Raw genomic sequence first — 21229 nt, 5'->3', positions numbered from 1 at the left:
TACAGTGGTGAGTACCGATATCAGTTTCAATCCGTTCAGCTTGGTCGGCAAACGAGTGTTAGTGACCGGCGCAAGTTCCGGTTTGGGGCAGGCCATTGCGTTGAGCTGCGCCCGTATGGGGGCAGAGCTGATTATCACGGGCCGTGATAAGGGGCGTTTGACGAAGACTTTTGAGGACCTGCTGAGTATTTCGGATTTGCCTCATCGAATGATTGAGGCTGACCTGGTTCTTGTTGAGGGGCGCGCGGCGGTAGTGGAGGCACTTGGTTCAGAGATTCATGGTTTGGTGCATAGCGCAGGTATTTCCCGGCTTTGCCCCACTCGTATGATGAGCGAGGGGCATTTGAGAGAGCTTCACACTATCAATGTCGAGGCTCCCATGTTGCTCACCCAGAGCATATTGAAGCGCAACCTGATGGCTGTAGATGGATCAATTTTGTTTATTTCCTCTATCGCTGCCCACGTTGGCGTGGCGGGGGTTGGGGCTTACTCCGGAACTAAAGCGGCCTTGATCGCTATGTCACGGTGTCTGGCCATGGAAGTCATCAAGCGGCGTATTCGCGTCAACTGCTTGTCGCCTTCAATGGTCGAAACGCCGCTGTTTGATGCGGCAGTCAAAGTGATGAACTCTATGACTAAGCAACTTGAAGATCATCCTTTGGGCTTTGGCAAACCTGAGGATGTCGCTAACGCAGCGATCTTTATGCTCTCAAGTGCCAGTCGTTGGGTGACGGGCACAACATTAGTGATGGACGGTGGACTGACGATCAGTTAGGGGCCGAAGGAGCCAGGGCATGAAGAAGATAATCATTTTGGGTGCTGGAGGGCTCGGACGCCAGGTATTGGCTCAGCTACAGGTTGATTACTCTCACGGCATAGATTGGGTGATTGGCGGTTTTGTCGACGAGCGCGGGCCAGAGGTCGTTTCCGAATCGCTTTACTATCCCTGGTTAGGATATCCCGAACACTTTGAGCCTGGCCCAGAGCACCTGTTTGTTGTCGCTATTGGCGATCCGTCAAGCCGCCAGCGGCAGGTGAAGCTAATCCTCGATAAGGGCGCAGAGTTTGTGGCCATTCGTACTCGCTGCCAATTAGGTACACGAAGTAGTTGGGGCCCGACTTTTTTTGGTTATGACGCCAGTTGTGGTGTTGACTGCAAGATAGGTGATTTTGGCTTTATCGATCAGGAAACCATGATTGGTCACGACGTGGTGATTGGCGATTACGTTCATATCGCGCCCAGGTGTCTGCTGGCAGGCTATGTAAAGATCGAAAACGGAGTGGTGATCAATTCCGGAGCCATGATTGCTCGTGGCGTCCGTGTGGGTGAAGGTGCAGTAATTGGTATGGGGGCAGTGGTTTTTAAGGATGTCCCTGCCGGGGCGACCGTAGTGGGTAACCCGGCTCGCGTTATATTTAACAAGGCATTGTAAGAGCTCCAGGTTGTGGTTGCCTGGTCACGAATTTTTACGGGTAAGTTTATGCCGCGTCATGCTTTGGATGGAATGCACTACACCAGTCCGGAAACGCTCTCGCTTGAACGCGAAAAGCTTTTTGGGAAATTGTGGAGCTTTGTCGGTTTCAGTTCGATGGTGCACGAGCGTAACCAATTCTTCACTCGAAAGGTCGCGGGTACGCCTGTCCTCATTCAGCGTACCGAGGCCGGTATTCGTGCTTTTATCAATGAGTGTCCGCATCGACTGTCGCCCATTCAGACCAGCAGCACCGGCAAACGCCCATTAGTCTGCCCTTATCACGCATGGTCTTTCGGGGCTGAGGGTGAATTTCGTGGCATGCCCAATGAAGGGCTTTATCAGTTCAGTGCGGCAGAGCGAGAGAAAATTTGCCTGAAGAAGCTTCAAGTAGCAGAAGTAGGGCAGTTACTTTTTATAAACTTTTCGGAAAAACCGATTGCGTTGACGGAACAGTTCTCCGAGGAATTTCTTGAGCAGTTGAGAGATGTATCGTCTCATTTGGACTCTCAAGTTATCTACAGTTGTCATCGCGTTCGATACAACTGGAAGTTAAGCATGGAGAACGTAAAAGACTATAATCACGTGCCTTTCGTGCACTCGAAAACGTTTATGTCAGCATTGACCAAGATGGTGAAGGTGCTTCATGTTGTTGACTCGGAGGAGCCTTCGAAGGTGGTCCAGTTAATAGATGAAAGTGTTGCGCCAGAGCTTGGGAGTCTAAGTTATAGTTCAAAGGCCTCGATTAAGCCTTATGAGAACTGGTTTGCTTCTTTGTGTAACAAGTACGGTGATGAGCAGGCTTACTACAACTGGTTTATATACCCCAATGTAAATTTTTGTAGTGTCAAAGGTGAGCATTTTTTGCTGCAACAGTTTGACCCGGTGTCGCCAGGAGTCACCGATTACCACTTGTGGATGATGACGGCAACCCGAAAGGATGAGCGCACCGACTTTACGGCGTTGTTATCGGCGCTCATTCGTGGGGAGCGGACGGTTATCGCAGAGGATACGGTGGTCCTTGAAAGCCTGCAGGATGGGTTTGGAAAGCATTCAGGTCGATTTATGCATGGAGAATATGAAGCCCATATAGTTCAGCAGCATCTCTGGTATCGAACCCATGTGCTGGAGGAGAAGGTATGACGAACTATGTTGTATTGGGTGAAGGCTCGGCACTTGAGTGCGCCTGTGGAGTAGCGGACGATCTGGGGATGGCCTGCGTAAGGGTTGAGTTGCCTTCGGCGGATCGTTATAACTTTCAGCTTGATGATTTTTTTGCAACCTATGCGTCCGACGACACGCTGGTTTTTGTAGCGTTAGATGAGCGTGCAGTCAATTACTCTCGAAACAAATTGATTGCGCGAGTTCGTATGGCGGGCTATCGATTATTTAATTTGATATCACCCAAGGCGATAGTCGACGAGGGGGTCGTGCTGATGGGGAATGTCTATGTTGGCGCTGGTTGTAATCTCGCCGGACAAAGTGTTGTCGGTTTGGGCTGCTGGTTGGATCGCCAGGTCACTATAGATCACTCGGTGCGTTTGGGTTCATGCGTGACGCTGCAGTGTGGGGTGACTCTGGGGCGGGACGTGGTGGTTGGAAAAGGCACTACGCTTTCCACGGGAAGTTTTGCGTTGAAAGGAACAAAAATCGGCCACCATTGTGAGTGGTTATTGGGTGGGCAGTTGCCAGAAATAATTCCGGATCAATCTTTTTTTGATCGCTTGATGCCTGATGGAGCGAGAATCTTGAAAAACCATAATTAGATTTTTAGCCTGGTTTTTATACCGGTGCATCAACATGAAATTATATTTTTTTGGGAAGCGAAATGTCGAAGGGTTATAGCGAAATGATAGGTCTGGAAGTGGCAGGTAATTATCAACATCTCATAACCATTTTTCAGCAAGCGGTATCATCCTATCAAGTGAGTCCATGGTTTTGCATACCACCTGAGGCCTGCCGGATTTACCAGTCCGAAGGCGGTTTGACGCAGGTTGTATTGCTGGGTACAACCCTATTCTCTCAGCTTTTTATTAATGAAGCTGCAGGGCGGATTAAGATTGTTGGCGTGGTAGACGATTTTAAGGCAAAAGACGGCGCTGCTTTTCATGGCATTCCCATTATCAGTTCGGAGGCCATGTTGAGGTTGGCGCGCGAGCAGCGGATCATCAGTATCAACGGCTGCCGATATGACTATTCACGGCGTTATTTCAAGAATCTGACGTTGCAGCACGTCATTCCAATGTTGAACTTTGAACAGGCTCTGCGCTTGCTTTCAATTAGCCCCTGTACTGATCATCGAATTGATGACTGGGGCGGATACATCGCTTCGCATGCAGCCGAACTGATCGCTCTCAGTCATCGTTTGGATGACGATTATTCTCGCTTTACTTTGTTTAGCGTTTTACTCAGTCATCTGACCTGTAACCCTGAGTGGATTTTGAATGCGGCGAAACCGTACCTGACTTTATATTTTCGATCGGGCTTATGGCTACCCAGCCAGGGCGAACGCTTTGCTGATTGCGGTGCCTCGATAGCTGAATCCACTAAAGCTTTTATCGACGCGACAGATGGCGTCTTCAAGAAAATATGGATGATTGAGCCCGATGAGGTCAATCAGCGGACAATTGCATCTTTTATCACGGATTATTCGGGGCCCCCTGTCACGGGCGAAAAAGCTGTCATTGAGTTGTTGGGGGTCGCACTGGGTAGCGAGGATGGAGAAATGCCGTTCTTGCATGAGGGTGGGCATGGTGGTCATCTTTTGGCAGCCCCTACAGATCAAGCAATTTGCAGGAATGTTGCGGTTCGACGATTGGACGGTCTGCTGGATGATTCGCCTACGTTGATCAAAATGGATATCGAGGGCGCAGAACTCGAGACCTTGAAAGGGGCGCAGGAACATATTCTTCATGGGCGCCCAAAAATGGCGATCTCGGCCTATCACAGAGCTTCTGACTTGTTGGACATTTCCAAATACGTTGAAGGGTTGCGTGGTGATTATAAAATAGGCATTCGCCACCATACTGAAGAGCGCTGGGACACCTGCCTTTATTTTTATTAAGGTGCTTGGGAAGGGATGGTGATTTAAGTGCTGCCTTGCTGCAATCTAATGCGTAAGTTTTGATTGTGGCAAGCGTCGGCTGTAACTGATTACAGTATGTTGGTGTTAGAAATAAAGAAGGTTTATATGAACGACAAGCCACTGGTTAGTGTGGTTATTCCTGCCTACAAAACCATGTATTTTGACGCGGCACTGGCCAGTGCTTGTCGACAAACCTATGAACCTTTGGAAATTGTAGTTTGTGATGATTCGCGCACCGATATAATCAGTGCGTTGGTACGCCAGTATCAGAAGTCTTCGGGAGTTTCTATTCGTTATGAATTTAACGAACAGGTGCGCGGAGAGCTTTTCAATGCGATTGAATGTATAAAACTTGCCAGCGGCAAATACATAAAGTTTCTCCATGATGATGATGTCCTGCATCCCGACTGTGTGGCTGAACTCGTCGCCGCCATGGAGGGTGACTCTTCTGTTTCTATCGCTTCTTCGCGCCGGCGGCTGGTGGATTGTGAGGGGGAACAACTGCCGGATGTTATTGCTACGGCGCTGCCCTTTTCGACCGATGTCGTGATCAATGGCGCGGAGCTGACGTCGTTCCTCGGTGAGCACACTATCAACTTCATTGGTGAACCGAGTTGCGTACTCTGTCGTCGTGAAGATCTCTTGGCCTTGGGTGACGATTTAATGTCGCTCAACGGTTGTCTGATTTACTGGTTTGGCGACCTGGCGATGTATGTGAAGCTCTTGCAAAAGGGCAACCTGGCTTTGCTTAAACAACCATTGGCAGATTTTCGTGTGTCTGTTGAGCAGGGTAGTCAACTGGGGCGCGATCAGCCTGGCATTGGCAATAACGGTCGTGCCGACTTCAGGCGCAGTCTTCGAGAGTTAGGCTGGAGTCAGGAAGGTCCTGAAAATTGCCTGGTATCGGTTTCTCCAATGGATGGCGAGCGGGTATTCGAAAAAGTAGACATCCTGGATCTGCTGGAGCAAAGCCACGCCAAGCAGGTATCGGCGGAACAACAACGGCGCTGGATGGCTGCACGGGTGCCAAGCCAGATTCAGCACCAACTGATTGATAGTTACCTGCAGGCTAACGGTGGCGGCCCGTTGATCGGGGTGATTGTATTGGATCTGTCGGGTGAGCCTCAGGCGTTGAAGCGCACCTTGGAGAGTCTGGCGGGTGAGCGCAATTTTTATGACGCGCTGAAAGTGCTGGTGCTGACGCCTGAAGAACCTCCAGAGACCTCCACAGATGAGGTGGTGCAGTTCCTGCCCTTGCAGTCGGACTACGTCGCGCAAATCAATCAATTATTGCGGGCAGGGGAGTTCGAGTGGTGTCTGTTGGTCAAGGCGGGAGATGAATTCACCCGTAGCGGCTTGCTGATTGCCGGACTGGAACTGTTGCCCGATCCCGATTGCCGGGCGGTTTTTTGTGACGGCGTTCTCCGTCAGGGCAATGGCGAGATGGGTATCGCGTTGCGGCCGGACTTTAATCTGGATTATTTACTGAGCTTGCCGACGGCCATGGCTCACAACTGGATATTCAGGCGTGGGGTGGTATTGGACGCCGGTGGTTTCGACGCGGCTTACACAGAGGCGCTGGAGCTCGAGCTGATTTTACGTTTGATCAATCAGGGCGGGACCTCGGGTTTTGGGCATATATCCGAACCCTTGCTGATCAATCAGGCAGTAGTGTTGCGCGAAAACGACGGGGAGCGGCGCGCGATTGCCGAGCATCTTCAGCAGCGTGGGTATCAACAGGCGCTGATCAATAGCTCGCAGCCGGGTCACTACCAGATTGATTATGGTCATGAGTCCAAGCCGTTGGTCTCAATCGTGCTGGTGCTGAACGATGAGTTGGCAGGGCTGCAGCGTTGTATTTTCAGTGTCCTGGAACAAACGCTCTACCCGTATTACGAAATACTGATCGTCGACAATGCGAGTCAGACGGACGAGGCTCGGCAGTGGCTGCAAGCGATCGAAGAGATGTCGGAAAATCGCATTCGCGTACTTGGATTGACGCACGCGGTGGACCGTTCGACAGCGAATAATATCGGTGCGCAATATGCCGAAGGCGAATACCTGCTGTTTCTACGTACCTTCACCGCCGTTCTCCAGGGGCAGTGGCTTGGTGAGTTGCTGAACCATGCGCAGCGTCAGGAAGTGGGGATTGTCGGGGCGAAAACCGTTTCCAGCGACAGTCAGATTACCGATGCCGGGTTGATCCTCGGCTTGCAGGGCGCAGCGGCACCGGCATTTGCTGGTGAAAAGATTGATTCTGCCGGGTACATGCACCGTTTGCTGGTTGATCAGAGTTGCGGCGCCGTTTCCGATGCCTGTTTGATGGTTCGCAAAACGCTGTTCGATGGCGTCGGCGGGTTTGATACAGAGCAGTTTCCAGAGTTGGGTGCGGACGTGGATTTGTGCCTGCGACTCGGTGAGCATGGCTATCTGACTGTCTGGACGCCTCGCTCGCTACTCATGCATAGCGTGCAGGCCGAGCCGCTAGGAGAAAAGGTCGAGGATGCTTTATACGAACGTTGGCTCCCTGTTCTCGCCCGCGACCCGGCTTACAATCTCAATTTTTCATTGATGCAGAGCAGTGCCTTCCAGTTCGCCGACCCTCAGCTGTGCTGGCGTCCGCTGGTCTGGCGACCCTCGCCGACAGTGTTGGTACACCCCGCCGATCGTTACGAGTGTGGTCAGTATCGGGTGATCCAGCCGTTCAATGCGCAGAAGAAGGCCGGTTTGATCGACGGGGTAATGTCAGGAGTGTTGCTGCCGGTGACTGAAATAGAACGCCTTGCACCCGATGCAATCGTCCTGCAACGGCAGATCGGTGAAGAGCAGCTCAATACTCTGCGTCGCATGCAGAAATTTTCCGGAGCCTTCAAGGTCTTCGAACTGGATGACTACCTGCCTAACCTGCCGCTAAAAAGCATCTATCGTGAGCAGCAGCCCAAGGATATTGTGCGCAGCTTGCGTCGTGCCTTGTCGTATGTGGATCGCTTTGTAGTGTCGACCGAGCCATTGGCCGAGGCGTTAAAAGACTTCCATCCTGATATCAAGGTGATGAAAAACCGCCTTGATCCAGATTGGTGGAGTGAGTTACCGGTCAGTCAGCGTCGAACCAGCGCCAAGCCGCGAGTAGGTTGGGCGGGCGGGATAGGTCATAAGGGTGATCTGGAAATGATCAGCGATGTGGTCAAGGCTCTGGCGCATGAAGTCGACTGGGTTTTCTTCGGCATGTGTCCGGACAAGCTTCGGCCCTATGTGAAGGAATTTCATAGCGGGGTCGAAATCAGTCTTTACCCGGCCGCGCTGGCCAGGCTGAATCTGGATCTGGCGGTGGCGCCGGTGGAGCAGAATCTATTCAACGAATGCAAAAGCAATCTGCGCTTGCTGGAGTATGGGGCGTGCGGCTTCCCGGTAGTGTGCAGTTCTCTGGTCTGCTACCAGGGTGATCTGCCGGTTACTCGAGTGAAAAATCGCTTTAAAGACTGGGTCGAGGCCATTCGCATGCATCTGGCTGATCTGGATGCCACGGCGCTTGCTGGCGATGCCTTGCGTGAAGTGGTCCGGCGCGACTGGATGCTCAACGACGATGCGCTGGCATCGTGGCGTAAGGTCTGGCTGCCTGATTGAGGCAAGTTGAGGAGGGCCAAGATACAGTCCTCGGCCATGCTCGCTCGCGACGACACCTGGACATTCAACATTGATATGAGTTGATACTGCCGGAGAGAAAAAAGTGACAGATCTGTGACAGATCCATTCATTGCACCTTGTCATCGAAACCGCTGATTCTTTTCTGGTCAGCGGTTTTTTTTTTTGGGGGGGGGGGGGGTATTGAGTCGACGTTGTTTGTTCGGCGTTTGCAGCTTGTGAAAACTGCCACCACTCGTCGGAATAGACTCCCTACCTGTAATTTCTGACAGTAGCCAACCCTCCCTGTCGCGGGTGTAAATAAAACTATCCGCCCCAGCCGCGATAGGAGTCTGCCCCCATGACCAGCCAAACCCCCAACTCCCCGGACAGCAGCGCGTTGAACCTGCGCGAACAAAAGATCTCCAACGGCGCCAGTGTGCTGGATGTGACGACGCTGCCCAGCGACGCGCGCACCCGGATCGCCAGGTGGCCGCAGATTGCCGTCGGGCAGAAGCTCTGGCTAAGTTACGCCGGCACCAACGCGGATGACACGCCTTATGCCGCGCAGACCTATGACGCGACGCCCGTTCCCATCGAAGGCCTGCCTGGCGGGATGTACCCGAATGCGCCGGTGGCCCAGTTGCGCGGCTTGAAGGACGGCTCGACCCTGCGCATCGAGTTCAAGGTCACCTTCGATGGCAGTACGGATGAAAGCACGGCGGTCCTGTTCCCGATCCGTATATACACGGTCAAGGCGCTGGTGGCGCTCAAGCCCGAGATCACCTCGGTCAAGGACAGCAAGGGGGTGGAGATTCCCGATGGTCACACCACGGTGGACACCACCGTGAAGCTGGCCGGCACGGCGACGGCCAACACGAAGGTGGAGATCCTTGACGGCACGACCTCCAAGGGTCAGGTGGATGTCGATGGCAACGGCATCTGGACGCGGGATGTCACGGGGCTGGCCGTGACCAGCCACAGCTTCACGGCCAAGGGGCTCTATGCCAGTAACCCGGTGTCCACGGTGCGGAGGGTGGTGGTGTTGGCGGCGCTGACGCCGGCGATCAACTCGGTCAAGGACAGCAAGGGAGTGGAGATTCCCGATGGTCACACCACGGTGGACACCACCGTGAAGCTGGCCGGCACGGCGACGGCCAACACGAAGGTGGAGATCCTTGACGGCACGACCTCCAAGGGCCAGGCGGATGTCGATGGCAACGGCATGTGGACGCGGGATGTGACGGGGCTGGCCGTGACCAGCCACAGCTTCACGGCCAAGGGGCTCTATGCCAGTAACCCGGTGTCCACGGTGCGGAGGGTGGTGGTGGCACATCCGTTGGCGATTTCTCAATCACAGATGAATCTGAAGGGATTCAAGCTCATCCAGAGTTATGGGTGGGCTACCCCCGGTGAGGTTATTGGCAACACAGAAACGCGTGTGCCGACGGGGGGTGTCCCTCCATATATTTTTACCCCGGAAAACAGCACCTTCGCGTCCGTGAGCACAGATGGGAAAGTTATAGGGCTAAAGAATGGCAGCACCAACATCATTGTTAGCGACGCATCGAAGAACAGAGTGTCTTACCAGGTGGTGGTTTCCAACGTCTACAGGTTAATCACATCAAGTTCGGCGATGACGCCGGCTGAGGCGAATACGTGGGCTCTGAACCAAGGGGGGCGCGCGGTGAGGATGGACGGTCTTGCCTTGAACTATAATTTTTCCGTTTTAGCACAAATGTTCCCTACCGAAGGAGCGTCCGGCGGACGGTGGCACGTGCCCTATGAGGGTGTGCCTCCGGGCGTAAGATTTTATTGGCGGCGCTATGCTGATGAAGTCGTGGCGACCGGTTACCCGATCTCCGATTTGCCCACAAACCGGCAGTTCGCGTTCACCTTGGTCCCGGTGTAAGCAGCCGGGGCCCGGAAGCGCCCGTGATGAGGAAATTGGGTCTCTAGTCTCACCGGATTCACCAAATGCCCGATGCACCGCATCGGGTTTTTTGTATTCGTGCGCCAGGCATGGCGCTGTCCGGCCTACTGCGGTGGACGACGAGGTGGAGGGACCATACCGGAATTGCAGACATTGAATCTGCGACAAAGCATGGAACGCTGATGCACCCGTTAAAAGCAAAAGATCGCAGCCTTCTGCAGCTCCTACAAGAGGCGTAAATCCATTTAGGAACTGCCGAAAGCTTGGATCTTTTTATGCCAGCGCAAAAGTTGGAAAGCTTCTTGCAGTAGCCGCCGTACGTCCGCTCTGGGCGTCAAAAGTTTGCTTTAAAGGAACGGGGAAAACCGGTGGATCGCTCTCAGTTACTCAACAGTGCTCGCTCAAACGTTGCCGACCTCAGTCGAGGCAATCTGGGCGTGCCGTTGTTGCTGTTGGTCATGTTGGCAATGATGATGTTGCCGATTCCACCGTTCCTGCTGGACGTGTTTTTCACCTTCAACATTGCCTTGTCCATCGTCGTGCTGCTGGTGTGCGTTTACGCCCTGCGGCCACTGGATTTTGCGGTGTTCCCGACCATCCTGCTGGTGGCGACGCTGATGCGGCTGGCGTTGAACGTGGCGTCGACGCGGGTGGTGATGCTCCACGGTCAGGACGGCCACGCCGCCGCCGGTAAGGTGATCCAGGCCTTCGGTGAGGTGGTGATCGGCGGTAACTACGTGGTCGGTATCGTGGTTTTCGCGATTTTGATGATCATCAACTTTGTCGTGGTGACCAAGGGTGCCGGGCGGATTTCCGAGGTGAGCGCACGTTTCACCCTCGATGCGATGCCCGGCAAACAAATGGCGATCGACGCCGACCTCAACGCCGGTCTGATCGACCAGAACCAGGCCAAGTCGCGCCGTCAGGAAGTCGCCCAAGAGGCCGAGTTCTACGGTTCCATGGACGGTGCGAGCAAATTCGTCCGTGGTGACGCCATCGCCGGCCTGCTGATTCTGTTCATCAACCTCATCGGCGGTATGGCCGTCGGTATCTTCCAGCACAACATGAGCTTCGGTGACGCTGGCCGGGTTTACGCCTTGCTGACCATCGGTGACGGTTTGGTGGCGCAATTGCCATCACTGTTGTTATCAACAGCGGCGGCGATCATGGTGACCCGTGCTTCCGGTTCGGAAGACATGGGCAAGCAGATCAACCGCCAAATGTTCGCCTCGCCCAAAGCGCTGGCAGTGGCTGCCGGTCTGATGGCGGTCATGGGCCTGGTGCCGGGCATGCCGCACTTCTCGTTCCTGAGCATGGCCGCACTGGCTGGCGGCGCCGCGTACCTGTTCTGGAAAAAACAGAACGTGGCCAAAGTCGTCGCGCTGGAAGAGGTCAAGCGTCAGCAGGAATTGCTGCCATCGCCGGCCCGCGCCATGGAAACCAAAGAGCTTGGCTGGGACGACGTGACCCCGATCGACATGATCGGCCTGGAAGTCGGCTATCGCCTGATCCCGCTGGTGGATCGCAATCAGGGCGGGCAATTGCTGGCGCGGATCAAGGGCGTGCGCAAGAAGCTGTCGCAGGATCTGGGCTTCCTGATGCCCACTGTGCACATTCGTGACAACCTCGATCTGGCCCCGAGCGCGTACCGCCTGACCTTGATGGGGGTGATCCTGGCCGAGGCCGAGATTTACCCGGATCGCGAACTGGCGATCAACCCCGGTCAGGTCTACGGCGCGCTCAACGGTATCAACGCCAAAGATCCGGCTTTCGGTCTGGAAGCGGTGTGGATCGAAATCAGCCAGCGCGCGCAGGCACAATCGCTGGGTTATACCGTTGTGGATGCGAGCACCGTGGTCGCGACGCACTTGAACCAGATTCTGTACAAGCACTCCAGCGAGCTGATCGGCCACGAGGAAGTGCAGCAACTCATGCAATTGCTGGCCAAAAGCTCGCCAAAACTGGCGGAAGAGCTGGTGCCGGGCGTGGTTTCGTTGTCGCAGTTGCTCAAGGTGCTGCAAGCGTTGCTGGCCGAGCATGTGCCGGTACGCGATATCCGCAGCATTGCCGAAGCCATCGCCAACAACGCCGCGAAGAGTCAAGATACCGCCGCGTTGGTGGCTGCTGTGCGGGTCGGCGTATCTCGCGCAATCGTCCAAAGCATTGTAGGCACGGAGTCTGAGCTACCTGTTATCACTCTGGAGCCAAGGTTGGAACAGATATTGCTCAATAGTCTGCAGAAGGCAGGACAAGGCTCGGAAGAGGGCGTTCTGCTGGAGCCAAGCATGGCCGAGAAGCTGCAGCGTTCGCTGATCGAAGCGGCGCAGCGGCAGGAAATGCAAGGTCAGCCGGTCATCCTCTTGGTAGCCGGCCCGATCCGCGCGATGCTCTCGCGCTTTGGCCGCCTGGCAGTCCCTGGATTGCACGTGCTGGCCTACCAGGAAATACCGGACAACAAGCAAGTGACGATCGTTGCGACAGTAGGGCCCAACGGCTGAGGTAGTGGTTTATGCAAGTTAAGCGTTTTTTCGCCGCCGATATGCGTCAGGCCATGAAGCTGGTTCGTGATGAGCTGGGCGCTGATGCCGCCATCATTGGCAACCGCCGCATTGCCGGCGGCGTCGAACTGACGGCGGCGCTGGATTACAAGTTGTCGGCGCTCGCGCCACGGGTTCCGAACATGGAACTCGAAGACGAGCTGCGCAAGACCCAGTCGCGCATCGTCACCGCCCAGGCCGAATTGAGTCTGCGGGGCGAAGCCGACGGCGACACCAATCGCCAGCTGTTCGCCGGTTTGCCAATGACGGCCGGCCTGCCGCTGACCGCTGCCGAACCGTTGAGCGAGCCGACTTACGCGGCCCCGGCGCGTCCGGCCCCGGCACCTGCGCAATCGTCAGGCGGGATTGATCCGCGTGCACTGGATTCGATGCGTTTTGAATTGAACAGCCTGCGCGAGCTGATGGAAGTTCAGCTCGGCACCCTCGCCTGGAACCAGCTGCAAGGCAGCCGCCCGGCGCAAGCCAACCTGTATCGCCGTCTGCAACGGATCGGCCTGTCCGGCCCGTTGTCGCGCGACCTGCTGGCGATGATCACCGATATCGAAGAACCTCGTCAGGCCTGGCGCATGCTGCTGGCGCACCTGGCGCGGATGATTGCCGTACCGGAAGTCGAGCCACTGGAAGAGGGCGGTGTGATTGCCATGGTCGGCCCTGCCGGCATGGGCAAGACCACCACGCTTGCCAAGCTTGCTGCCCGCTACGTGCTCAAGTACGGCGCGCAGAATGTCGCGCTGGTGAGCATGGACAGCTTCCGCATCGGCGCTCAGGAACAACTGAAGACCCTGGGCCGGATTCTCAACGTGCCGGTAACGCACGTCGATCCGGGTCAGTCGCTGGTGCAGGCCCTGGACCCGCTGCTGCGCAAACGCGTGGTGCTGATCGATACCGCCGGCCTGCAGGCCAGCGATCCGGCACTGCGTATGCAGCTCGAAAGTCTGGCCGGGCGTGGCATCCGTTCAAAAAATTATCTCGTGCTGGCAACCACCAGCCAGAAACAGGTTCTAACCGCCGCTTATCACAGTTACAAGCGTTGCGGGCTCGCCGGGTGCATCCTGACTAAACTGGATGAAACGGCCAGCCTCGGCGAAGTGTTGAGCCTGGCGATCAGTCATGAATTGCCGGTCGCGTATCTGACCGATGGCCCGCGGATTCCGGATGATTTGCATCTGCCGCGCCGTCATCAACTGGTCAGCCGCGCCGTCAGCGTGCAAATGCAGGAAGAACCCAGCGAAGAAGCCATGGCTGACATGTTCGCTGATATCTATCACAGCCCGACCAAGCAGGTAGGCTGAGGTAATCATGAACAATTTTTGTACCTACATCGATGGTCTGCCATGCATTGTTCCGTTTGTGAACGCGCAGCCAGTAATGTGGCCTCCGTCTATGCAAGACAAGGTAAAGAAATAACATGGGCAGCATGCATCCCGTACAGGTTATCGCGGTGACTGGCGGCAAAGGTGGCGTCGGCAAGACTAACGTGTCAGTGAACTTGTCTCTGGCGCTGGCAGAGCTTGGCCGTCGGGTCATGCTGCTGGACGCCGATCTGGGACTGGCGAACGTCGACGTTCTGCTGGGTTTGACGCCCAAACGCACCTTGGCCGACGTGATCGAAGGCCGCTGCGAATTGCGCGACGTGCTGTTGCAAGGCCCGGGCGGAATTCGCATCGTGCCGGCTGCATCGGGCACTCAGAGCATGGTGCATCTGAGCCCGGCTCAGCATGCCGGTCTGATTCAGGCGTTCAGCGACATCGGCGACAATCTCGACGTACTGGTGATCGACACCGCTGCGGGCATTGGTGACTCGGTAGTCAGTTTCGTACGCGCCGCGCAAGAAGTGTTGCTGGTGGTCTGCGACGAGCCGACTTCGATTACCGACGCTTACGCGCTGATCAAGTTGCTCAACCGCGATTACGGCATGAACCGCTTCCGCGTCCTGGCCAACATGGCGCAGAGCCCGCAGGAAGGGCGCAACCTGTTCGCCAAGTTGACCAAGGTCACGGATCGCTTTCTTGACGTGGCCCTACAATACGTAGGCGCCGTGCCTTACGACGAAAGCGTGCGCAAGGCCGTGCAGAAACAACGTGCGGTCTATGAAGCCTTCCCGCGTTCCAAGTGCGCACTGGCGTTCAAGGCAATCGCACAGAAGGTCGATACCTGGCCGCTGCCTGCCAACCCGCGCGGCCACCTTGAATTCTTCGTCGAGCGCCTCGTGCAGCAAACGGCAGGGCCTGTCATATGACCGCAAGCGGTATGAACTACTACAAAAAGTCGGCACGTGATGCGCAGTACGAGTTGATCGAGCGTTATGCGCCACTGGTCAAACGCATTGCCTACCACTTGCTGGCACGGTTGCCGGCGAGTGTGCAGGTCGAGGATCTGATCCAGGCCGGGATGATCGGCCTGCTCGAAGTCTCGACCAAATATGACGCCAGCAAAGGCGCCAGTTTCGAAACGTATGCGGGCATTCGAATCCGCGGCGCGATGCTCGACGAAGTGCGCAAAGGGGACTGGGCGCCACGCTCGGTTCACCGCAATACCCGTATGGTCAGCGACGCAATTCGCTCGATTGAAGCTAAAACCGGCCGTGATGCTAAAGATCACGAAGTTGCGGCCGAACTCCAATTGAGTCTCGACGATTATTACGGGATTTTGAATGACACCCTGGGCAGCCGCTTGTTCAGTTTCGACGACCTGTTGCAGGACGGCGAACACGAAGGGCTGCACGAGGATGGCGCGAGTGCTCATCTTGAGCCGTCACGCGATCTGGAAGATGAACGCTTCCAGGCAGCGCTGGCGGACGCGATTGCCAATTTGCCGGAGCGTGAGCGACTGGTGTTGGCGCTGTACTACGACGAAGAGCTGAACCTCAAGGAGATCGGTGAAGTCCTTGGCGTCAGTGAGTCGCGGGTCAGCCAGTTACACAGCCAGTGCGCGGCCCGTTTGCGGGGGCGTTTGGGGGAGTGGCGAGCGCGCTGAAGGCAGTGTGGGGACACTGCGAACGAGGCTGGTGCGGTGATGAACGGCACCGGTCTTGCTCTGTTGTGCTCCAGACAGTCTTTGAGTGTTACGCCGGATTGAATGAAATGGCGCGTCCAGGTGCTGGGCGCGTTTAAGACTGCTTGGAGGTCGAATTGGACAAGAACATGAAAATCCTCATCGTTGATGACTTCTCAACGATGCGGCGGATCATCAAGAACCTGCTGCGCGATCTGGGGTTCACCAACACCGTCGAGGCTGACGATGGCATTACCGCCATTCCGGTTCTCAACAGCGGCAGCATCGACTTTCTGGTAACGGACTGGAACATGCCGGGCATGACCGGTATCGACCTGCTGCGTCACGTGCGCGCCGATGAAAAACTCAAGCACCTGCCAGTGCTGATGGTGACCGCTGAAGCCAAGCGCGAGCAGATCATTGAAGCAGCCCAAGCCGGTGTAAACGGCTATGTGGTGAAACCCTTCACGGCCCAGGCGTTGAAAGACAAAATCGAGAAGATTTTCGAACGCATCGGTTGAGAAACTGCGCCACGGGGGAGCTATGGACCACAAAGAATCTTCACAGGGCGATTTTGAATCGACCCTGAAAAAACATGCGGTCGAACTGGTCGAAAGCCTTGAAAAGGGCAGGTTCGGCGACGCTGTGCAATTGATCCATGAGCTCAATCAGACCCGTGACCGTGGCCTGTACCAGGAAGTTGGCAAGCTCACACGTGAACTCCACAGTGCGATCGTCAATTTCCAGATTGATCCGAACATGCCGCAGGCCGAGGAAGTGTCGCAAATTACCGACGCCACCGAACGCCTGGGCTATGTGGTCAAGCTGACGGAAGCCGCGGCCAACCGCACCATGGATCTGGTGGAAAGCGCCACGCCGGTGGTCAATGGTCTGGCTGATGAAGCCCAGGCCTTGAGTACCGATTGGGGTCGCTTCATGCGTCGTGAGGTCGGGGCCGAAGAGTTCCGCGAACTGGCGCGCCGGGTCGACGGTTTTCTGTCACGCAGCAGCACGGGCAACCGTGCGGTGTCGAGCAATCTGAACGACATCCTGCTGGCTCAGGATTACCAGGACCTCACCGGTCAGGTGATCAAACGTGTGACCCAACTGGTCACCGAAGTCGAAAGCAATTTGCTCAAACTCGTGCTCATGGCCAGTCAGGTGGACCGCTTTGCGGGCATCGAACATGACCGTGCGGCGATGCTCGCTGAAAAAGATCCACAAAAACATCTCTCGCAGGGTGAAGGTCCGCAGATTCATGCCGATAAACGAGAAGACGTTGTGTCCGGTCAGGACGATGTGGACGATTTGCTATCCAGCCTTGGATTTTGAGTTTTAGGTTTTTAGACCTGTAGGAGCACCCCCTTAATGAGCTTCGGCGCCGATGAAGAGATCCTTCAGGATTTCCTGGTTGAGGCCGGCGAGATTCTTGAGCAGCTGTCAGAACAATTGGTCGAGCTGGAAAGCCGTCCGGATGATGCTGATCTGCTCAACGCAATTTTTCGCGGTTTCCACACTGTAAAAGGGGGCGCCGGCTTCCTTCAGCTCAATGAGCTGGTTGAGTGCTGTCACATCGCCGAAAACGTGTTCGACATCCTGCGAAAGGGTGAGCGTCGCGTTGATTCAGAACTGATGGACGTTGTGCTTGAAGCGCTGGATGCGGTGAACGGCATGTTCACCGAAGTGCGCGAGCGCAGCCCGATTACGGCGGCTACGCCTGAGCTGCTGGCCGCCCTGGCGCGTCTGGCCGAACCGCAATCGGCTGAAGCCGAAGCGGTTGAAGAAGTCGTTGAGGCACCGGTTGCCGAAAGCGATTCGGGCGACATCACCGATAACGAATTTGAACAGTTGCTGGACTCGCTGAACGCCGTCAAGGCTCAGGCCGAAGCCCCGGCGGCTGCCGCTGCGCCTGCTGCAACTGAAGCGGCCAGCGATGAAATCACCGATGCCGAGTTCGAGTCGTTGCTCGATCAACTGCACGGCAAAGGCCAGTTCGCGGTTGATGCGGCGGCCCCTGCGGCGGCCCCTGCGGCACCGGCCAAGGGCGACAGCTCGGACATCACCGACGACGAATTCGAAGCGCTGCTTGATCAGTTGCACGGCAAGGGCAACTTTGCCGTTGATGCGCTGGAATCGGCGATTGCCGCGGTGCCTGCGCCTGCTGCTCCGGCAGCGGCTGCGGCCGGCAGCGATCTGATCAGCGATCTGATCAGCGATCACGAATTCGAATCGCTGCTCGACGAACTGCACGGCAAAGGCAAGTTCACTGAAGTAGGGACCGCGTCTGCCGGCAGCACTGCCGCTGTCGCAAAAACTGCCGCCAAGGCCCCGGCCGCAGCGCCCAAGCCTGCGCCGAAAGCCGAATCGCCAAAACCGGCGGCCGCTGCTGCACCGGCTCCGGCCCGTGCGCCAGCCGCGCCACCGCCGGAAAAACCGGCCAGCGAAGCCGAAACCACCGTACGGGTCGACACCGCGCGTCTCGACGAAATCATGAACATGGTCGGCGAGCTGGTGCTGGTGCGTAACCGTCTGGTGCGCCTGGGTCTGAACAGCGGCGACGAAGCCATGCAAAAGGCTGTGTCGAACCTCGACGTGGTCACGGCTGACTTGCAGACCGCGGTGATGAAAACGCGGATGCAACCGATCAAGAAGGTCTTCGGGCGCTTCCCGCGTCTGGTTCGCGATCTGGCCCGTCAGCTCAAGAAAGAAATCAATCTGGAACTGGTCGGCGAAGAAACCGACCTCGACAAAAACCTTGTCGAGGCCCTGGCCGATCCGCTGGTCCACTTGGTGCGCAACGCGGTCGACCACGGCATCGAGTCGCCGGAAGAACGCGAAGCTTCGGGCAAGGCCCGTGGCGGCAAAGTGGTGTTGGCCGCCGAGCAGGAAGGCGATCACATCCTGCTGTCGATTTCCGATGACGGCAAAGGCATGGACCCGAACGTCCTGCGCGCCATCGCGGTAAAACGCGGTGTGATGGACAAGGATGCAGCCGATCGCCTGAGCGATACCGAGTGCTACAACCTGATCTTTGCACCTGGGTTCTCGACCAAGACCGAGATCTCCGATGTGTCTGGCCGCGGTGTCGGCATGGACGTGGTGAAGACCAAGATTTCCCAGCTCAACGGTTCGATCAACATCTACTCGACCAAGGGCCAGGGCTCGAAAATCGTCATCAAGGTGCCGTTGACCTTGGCGATCATGCCGACGCTGATGGTCATGTTGGGCAATCAGGCGTTTGCGTTCCCGCTGGTCAACGTCAACGAAATCTTCCACCTCGACCTGTCGACCACCAACGTTGTCGATGGTCAGGAAGTGGTGATCGTGCGGGACAAGGCCTTGCCATTGTTCTACCTCAAGCGCTGGCTGGTCAGCTCCGCCGCTCACGAAGAGCAGCGCGAAGGCCATGTGGTGATCCTTTCGGTGGGCACCCAGCGGATCGGCTTCGTCGTCGATCAACTGGTCGGCCAGGAAGAAGTGGTCATCAAGCCATTGGGCAAAATGCTTCAGGGCACTCCGGGCATGTCCGGCGCCACCATCACTGGTGACGGCCGTATCGCGCTGATCCTTGATGTTCCGAGCATGCTCAAGCGTTACGCCGCACGGCGTATTTGAATCCGGGGCGGCGGGGCGATGATGCTCCGCTGCACCTAATGGAGTGTTTATGGCAGTCAAAGTCCTGGTGGTGGACGATTCGGGTTTTTTCCGCCGCCGCGTCTCGGAAATTCTTTCAGCGGATCCGAGCATCCAGGTTGTCGGTACGGCAACCAACGGTAAAGAGGCGATCGATCAGGCCATGGCGCTCAAGCCTGACGTGATCACCATGGACTACGAGATGCCAATGATGGACGGCATCACGGCAGTGCGGCACATCATGCAGCGCTGCCCGACCCCGGTGTTGATGTTCTCCTCGCTGACCCACGAAGGCGCCCGGGTAACCCTGGATGCGCTGGACGCCGGCGCGGTGGATTTCCTGCCGAAGAATTTCGAAGACATCTCGCGTAACCCCGAGAAGGTCAAGCAACTGCTGTGCGAAAAGGTGCATAGCATCTCGCGCAGTAATCGTCGTTTCAGTGCTTACAGCGCACCTGCGCCTGTTGCTGCTCCAGCCCCTGCGCCGACGCCGGCCCCGGCTGCATCGAGTTTCAGTAGCCAAAGCAGCCACGCCAGCAGCGCACCGGCACGCCCGGCACCTGCTCCGGCGCCGACCCGCGCGCCGGCTGCAAGTGCTTCGTCGCCGGCACCGAAACGCAAGGCCTACAAACTCGTCGCTATCGGTACATCAACAGGTGGCCCGGTTGCGCTGCAACGCGTGCTGACGCAGTTGCCGGCGAATTTCCCGGCGCCGATCGTGCTGATCCAGCACATGCCGGCGGCGTTCACCAAAGCCTTTGCCGAGCGTCTGGACAAGCTCTGCCGCATCAGCGTCAAGGAAGCCGAGGATGGCGACATCCTGCGTCCGGGCCTGGCGCTGCTGGCACCGGGTGGCAAGCAAATGATGATCGATGGCCGTGGGGCGGTGAAAATCCTGCCGGGCGACGAGCGTCTGAACTACAAGCCGTGCGTGGACATCACCTTCGGTTCTGCAGCCAAGTCGTACGGCGACAAAGTTCTGGCGGTCGTGCTGACCGGCATGGGCGCTGACGGCCGTGAAGGCGCGCGCCTGCTCAAGCAGGGCGGCAGTTCGGTGTGGGCGCAGGATGAGGCAAGCTGCGTGATCTACGGCATGCCGATGGCCATCGTCAAAGCCGACCTCGCTGATGCGGTGTACGGTCTGGACGACATCGGCAAGCACATCGTCGAGGCGTGTATCTGATGGATGTTCTAAGCCTTATCGGGATCATCATGGCGTTCGTCGCCATCATCGGCGGCAACTACCTGGAAGGTGGTCACCTCGGTGCGCTGGCCAACGGCCCGGCGGCACTGATCGTAATAGGCGGCACCATCGGTGCCGCGCTGTTGCAATCGCCGATGAGCGCGTTCAAGCGCGCGATGCAGATCCTCGCGTGGATCTTCTTTCCGCCACGCGTGGACCTGGCTGGCGGCATCGACCGCGTGGTCAACTGGAGCCTCACCGCGCGCAAGGAAGGCTTGCTCGGGCTGGAAGGGGTGGCTGACGCCGAACCTGACAACTACTCGCGCAAAGGCCTGCAACTGCTGGTCGATGGCGCCGAGCCGGAAGCCATCCGCAGCATCCTCGAGGTGGATTTTTACACTCAGGAAGCGCGCGATATCGAAGCCGCCAAAGTCTTTGAAAGCATGGGTGGCTACGCGCCAACCATCGGCATCATCGGCGCGGTGATGGGCCTGATCCACGTGATGGGCAACCTCGCCGACCCGACGCAACTGGGCAGCGGCATCGCCGTGGCGTTCGTTGCGACGATCTATGGTGTGGCCAGTGCCAACCTGATCCTGTTGCCGGTAGCGGCCAAACTGAAGTCCATCGCGTTGCGGCAGTCGCGTTATCGCGAAATGTTGTTGGAAGGGATCTTGTCGATCGCCGAAGGTGAAAACCCGCGCTCTATCGAGCTGAAGCTTCAGGGCTTCATGGATTGATGGGGGTAAT

At 56.7% G+C, this 21229-nt stretch carries 16 protein-coding genes; all 16 read left to right on the top strand.

The window, feature by feature from the left end; all coding sequences use genetic code 11:
- The first annotated feature begins 7 nt into the window (after window positions 1-7).
- The 16 genes from JJD74_RS01460 to JJD74_RS01385 all read left to right on the top strand — a co-directional run bounded on the left by JJD74_RS01460 (window position 8) and on the right by JJD74_RS01385 (window position 21219).
- Complete coding sequence (locus JJD74_RS01460; RefSeq protein WP_200610795.1) at window positions 8-775, top strand: SDR family NAD(P)-dependent oxidoreductase; 768 nt, start codon at window positions 8-10, stop codon at window positions 773-775.
- Between the two features lie 19 nt (window positions 776-794).
- Window positions 795-1433, top strand: a complete 639-nt coding sequence (locus JJD74_RS01455) for an acetyltransferase (protein ID WP_200610793.1) — start codon at window positions 795-797, stop codon at window positions 1431-1433.
- Between the two features lie 48 nt (window positions 1434-1481).
- Window positions 1482-2615 carry an aromatic ring-hydroxylating oxygenase subunit alpha gene (locus tag JJD74_RS01450; RefSeq protein WP_200610792.1) on the top strand — a complete coding sequence of 378 codons (1134 nt, stop codon included), beginning with the start codon at window positions 1482-1484 and terminating at the stop codon, window positions 2613-2615.
- Window positions 2612-3238, top strand: a complete 627-nt coding sequence (locus JJD74_RS01445) for an acetyltransferase (protein ID WP_200610791.1) — start codon at window positions 2612-2614, stop codon at window positions 3236-3238. Before JJD74_RS01450 ends, JJD74_RS01445 begins: the two co-directional genes overlap by 4 nt.
- Window positions 3239-3300: 62 nt before the next feature.
- Complete coding sequence (locus JJD74_RS01440) at window positions 3301-4536, top strand: FkbM family methyltransferase (RefSeq protein ID WP_200610790.1); 1236 nt, start codon at window positions 3301-3303, stop codon at window positions 4534-4536.
- Between the two features lie 126 nt (window positions 4537-4662).
- Complete coding sequence (locus JJD74_RS01435) at window positions 4663-8181, top strand: glycosyltransferase (protein WP_200610951.1); 3519 nt, start codon at window positions 4663-4665, stop codon at window positions 8179-8181.
- 358 nt (window positions 8182-8539) lie between these two features.
- On the top strand, window positions 8540-10090 hold the full coding sequence (locus tag JJD74_RS01430; protein WP_200610789.1) for a hypothetical protein: 1551 nt from the start codon (window positions 8540-8542) through the stop codon (window positions 10088-10090).
- A gap of 389 nt (window positions 10091-10479) precedes the next feature.
- Window positions 10480-12609 carry a flagellar biosynthesis protein FlhA gene (gene flhA / locus JJD74_RS01425; RefSeq protein ID WP_042558242.1) on the top strand — a complete coding sequence of 710 codons (2130 nt, stop codon included), beginning with the start codon at window positions 10480-10482 and terminating at the stop codon, window positions 12607-12609.
- Between the two features lie 11 nt (window positions 12610-12620).
- Window positions 12621-13961, top strand: coding sequence for a flagellar biosynthesis protein FlhF (flhF, locus tag JJD74_RS01420; protein WP_047300277.1), 1341 nt, complete (start codon window positions 12621-12623; stop codon window positions 13959-13961).
- A 116-nt stretch (window positions 13962-14077) separates the two neighbouring features.
- A complete protein-coding gene (fleN, locus tag JJD74_RS01415; protein WP_016771060.1) occupies window positions 14078-14908 on the top strand; it encodes a flagellar synthesis regulator FleN in 831 nt (276 codons plus the stop codon).
- The gene (fliA, locus tag JJD74_RS01410) at window positions 14905-15645 is read left to right on the top strand and encodes an RNA polymerase sigma factor FliA (RefSeq protein ID WP_007920004.1); all 741 of its coding nucleotides are present in this window, start codon (window positions 14905-14907) and stop codon (window positions 15643-15645) included. Before fleN ends, fliA begins: the two co-directional genes overlap by 4 nt.
- A gap of 167 nt (window positions 15646-15812) precedes the next feature.
- On the top strand, window positions 15813-16184 hold the full coding sequence (locus JJD74_RS01405; protein WP_008072643.1) for a chemotaxis response regulator CheY: 372 nt from the start codon (window positions 15813-15815) through the stop codon (window positions 16182-16184).
- Between the two features lie 22 nt (window positions 16185-16206).
- A complete protein-coding gene (locus JJD74_RS01400; protein WP_042558244.1) occupies window positions 16207-16995 on the top strand; it encodes a protein phosphatase CheZ in 789 nt (262 codons plus the stop codon).
- 36 nt (window positions 16996-17031) lie between these two features.
- Complete coding sequence (locus tag JJD74_RS01395; RefSeq protein ID WP_200610787.1) at window positions 17032-19278, top strand: chemotaxis protein CheA; 2247 nt, start codon at window positions 17032-17034, stop codon at window positions 19276-19278.
- A gap of 49 nt (window positions 19279-19327) precedes the next feature.
- The gene (locus JJD74_RS01390) at window positions 19328-20479 is read left to right on the top strand and encodes a protein-glutamate methylesterase/protein-glutamine glutaminase (RefSeq protein ID WP_047300279.1); all 1152 of its coding nucleotides are present in this window, start codon (window positions 19328-19330) and stop codon (window positions 20477-20479) included.
- Complete coding sequence (locus tag JJD74_RS01385; RefSeq protein ID WP_047300280.1) at window positions 20479-21219, top strand: flagellar motor protein; 741 nt, start codon at window positions 20479-20481, stop codon at window positions 21217-21219. The genes JJD74_RS01390 and JJD74_RS01385 overlap by 1 nt, the downstream gene beginning before the upstream one ends.
- Window positions 21220-21229: the final 10 nt, after the last annotated feature.

It is taken from the genome of Pseudomonas sp. MF6776, from assembly GCF_016613125.1.
In the GTDB taxonomy this organism is placed as follows: Bacteria; Pseudomonadota; Gammaproteobacteria; order Pseudomonadales; family Pseudomonadaceae; genus Aquipseudomonas; species Aquipseudomonas iridis.
Note: the sequence above shows the minus strand (reverse complement) of the source record. Positions and strands in the feature narration are given on the sequence as shown.

Coding starts and splice junctions, on each gene's coding strand:
- JJD74_RS01430 (WP_200610789.1), top strand. CDS start 8,540: ATGACCAGCCAAACCCCCAACTCCCCGGACAGCAGCGCGTTGAACCTG.
- flhF (WP_047300277.1), top strand. CDS start 12,621: ATGCAAGTTAAGCGTTTTTTCGCCGCCGATATGCGTCAGGCCATGAAG.
- JJD74_RS01405 (WP_008072643.1), top strand. CDS start 15,813: ATGAAAATCCTCATCGTTGATGACTTCTCAACGATGCGGCGGATCATC.
- fleN (WP_016771060.1), top strand. CDS start 14,078: ATGGGCAGCATGCATCCCGTACAGGTTATCGCGGTGACTGGCGGCAAA.
- JJD74_RS01390 (WP_047300279.1), top strand. CDS start 19,328: ATGGCAGTCAAAGTCCTGGTGGTGGACGATTCGGGTTTTTTCCGCCGC.
- fliA (WP_007920004.1), top strand. CDS start 14,905: ATGACCGCAAGCGGTATGAACTACTACAAAAAGTCGGCACGTGATGCG.
- JJD74_RS01450 (WP_200610792.1), top strand. CDS start 1,482: ATGCCGCGTCATGCTTTGGATGGAATGCACTACACCAGTCCGGAAACG.
- JJD74_RS01400 (WP_042558244.1), top strand. CDS start 16,207: ATGGACCACAAAGAATCTTCACAGGGCGATTTTGAATCGACCCTGAAA.
- JJD74_RS01395 (WP_200610787.1), top strand. CDS start 17,032: ATGAGCTTCGGCGCCGATGAAGAGATCCTTCAGGATTTCCTGGTTGAG.
- JJD74_RS01385 (WP_047300280.1), top strand. CDS start 20,479: ATGGATGTTCTAAGCCTTATCGGGATCATCATGGCGTTCGTCGCCATC.
- JJD74_RS01455 (WP_200610793.1), top strand. CDS start 795: ATGAAGAAGATAATCATTTTGGGTGCTGGAGGGCTCGGACGCCAGGTA.
- JJD74_RS01440 (WP_200610790.1), top strand. CDS start 3,301: ATGTCGAAGGGTTATAGCGAAATGATAGGTCTGGAAGTGGCAGGTAAT.
- JJD74_RS01445 (WP_200610791.1), top strand. CDS start 2,612: ATGACGAACTATGTTGTATTGGGTGAAGGCTCGGCACTTGAGTGCGCC.
- JJD74_RS01435 (WP_200610951.1), top strand. CDS start 4,663: ATGAACGACAAGCCACTGGTTAGTGTGGTTATTCCTGCCTACAAAACC.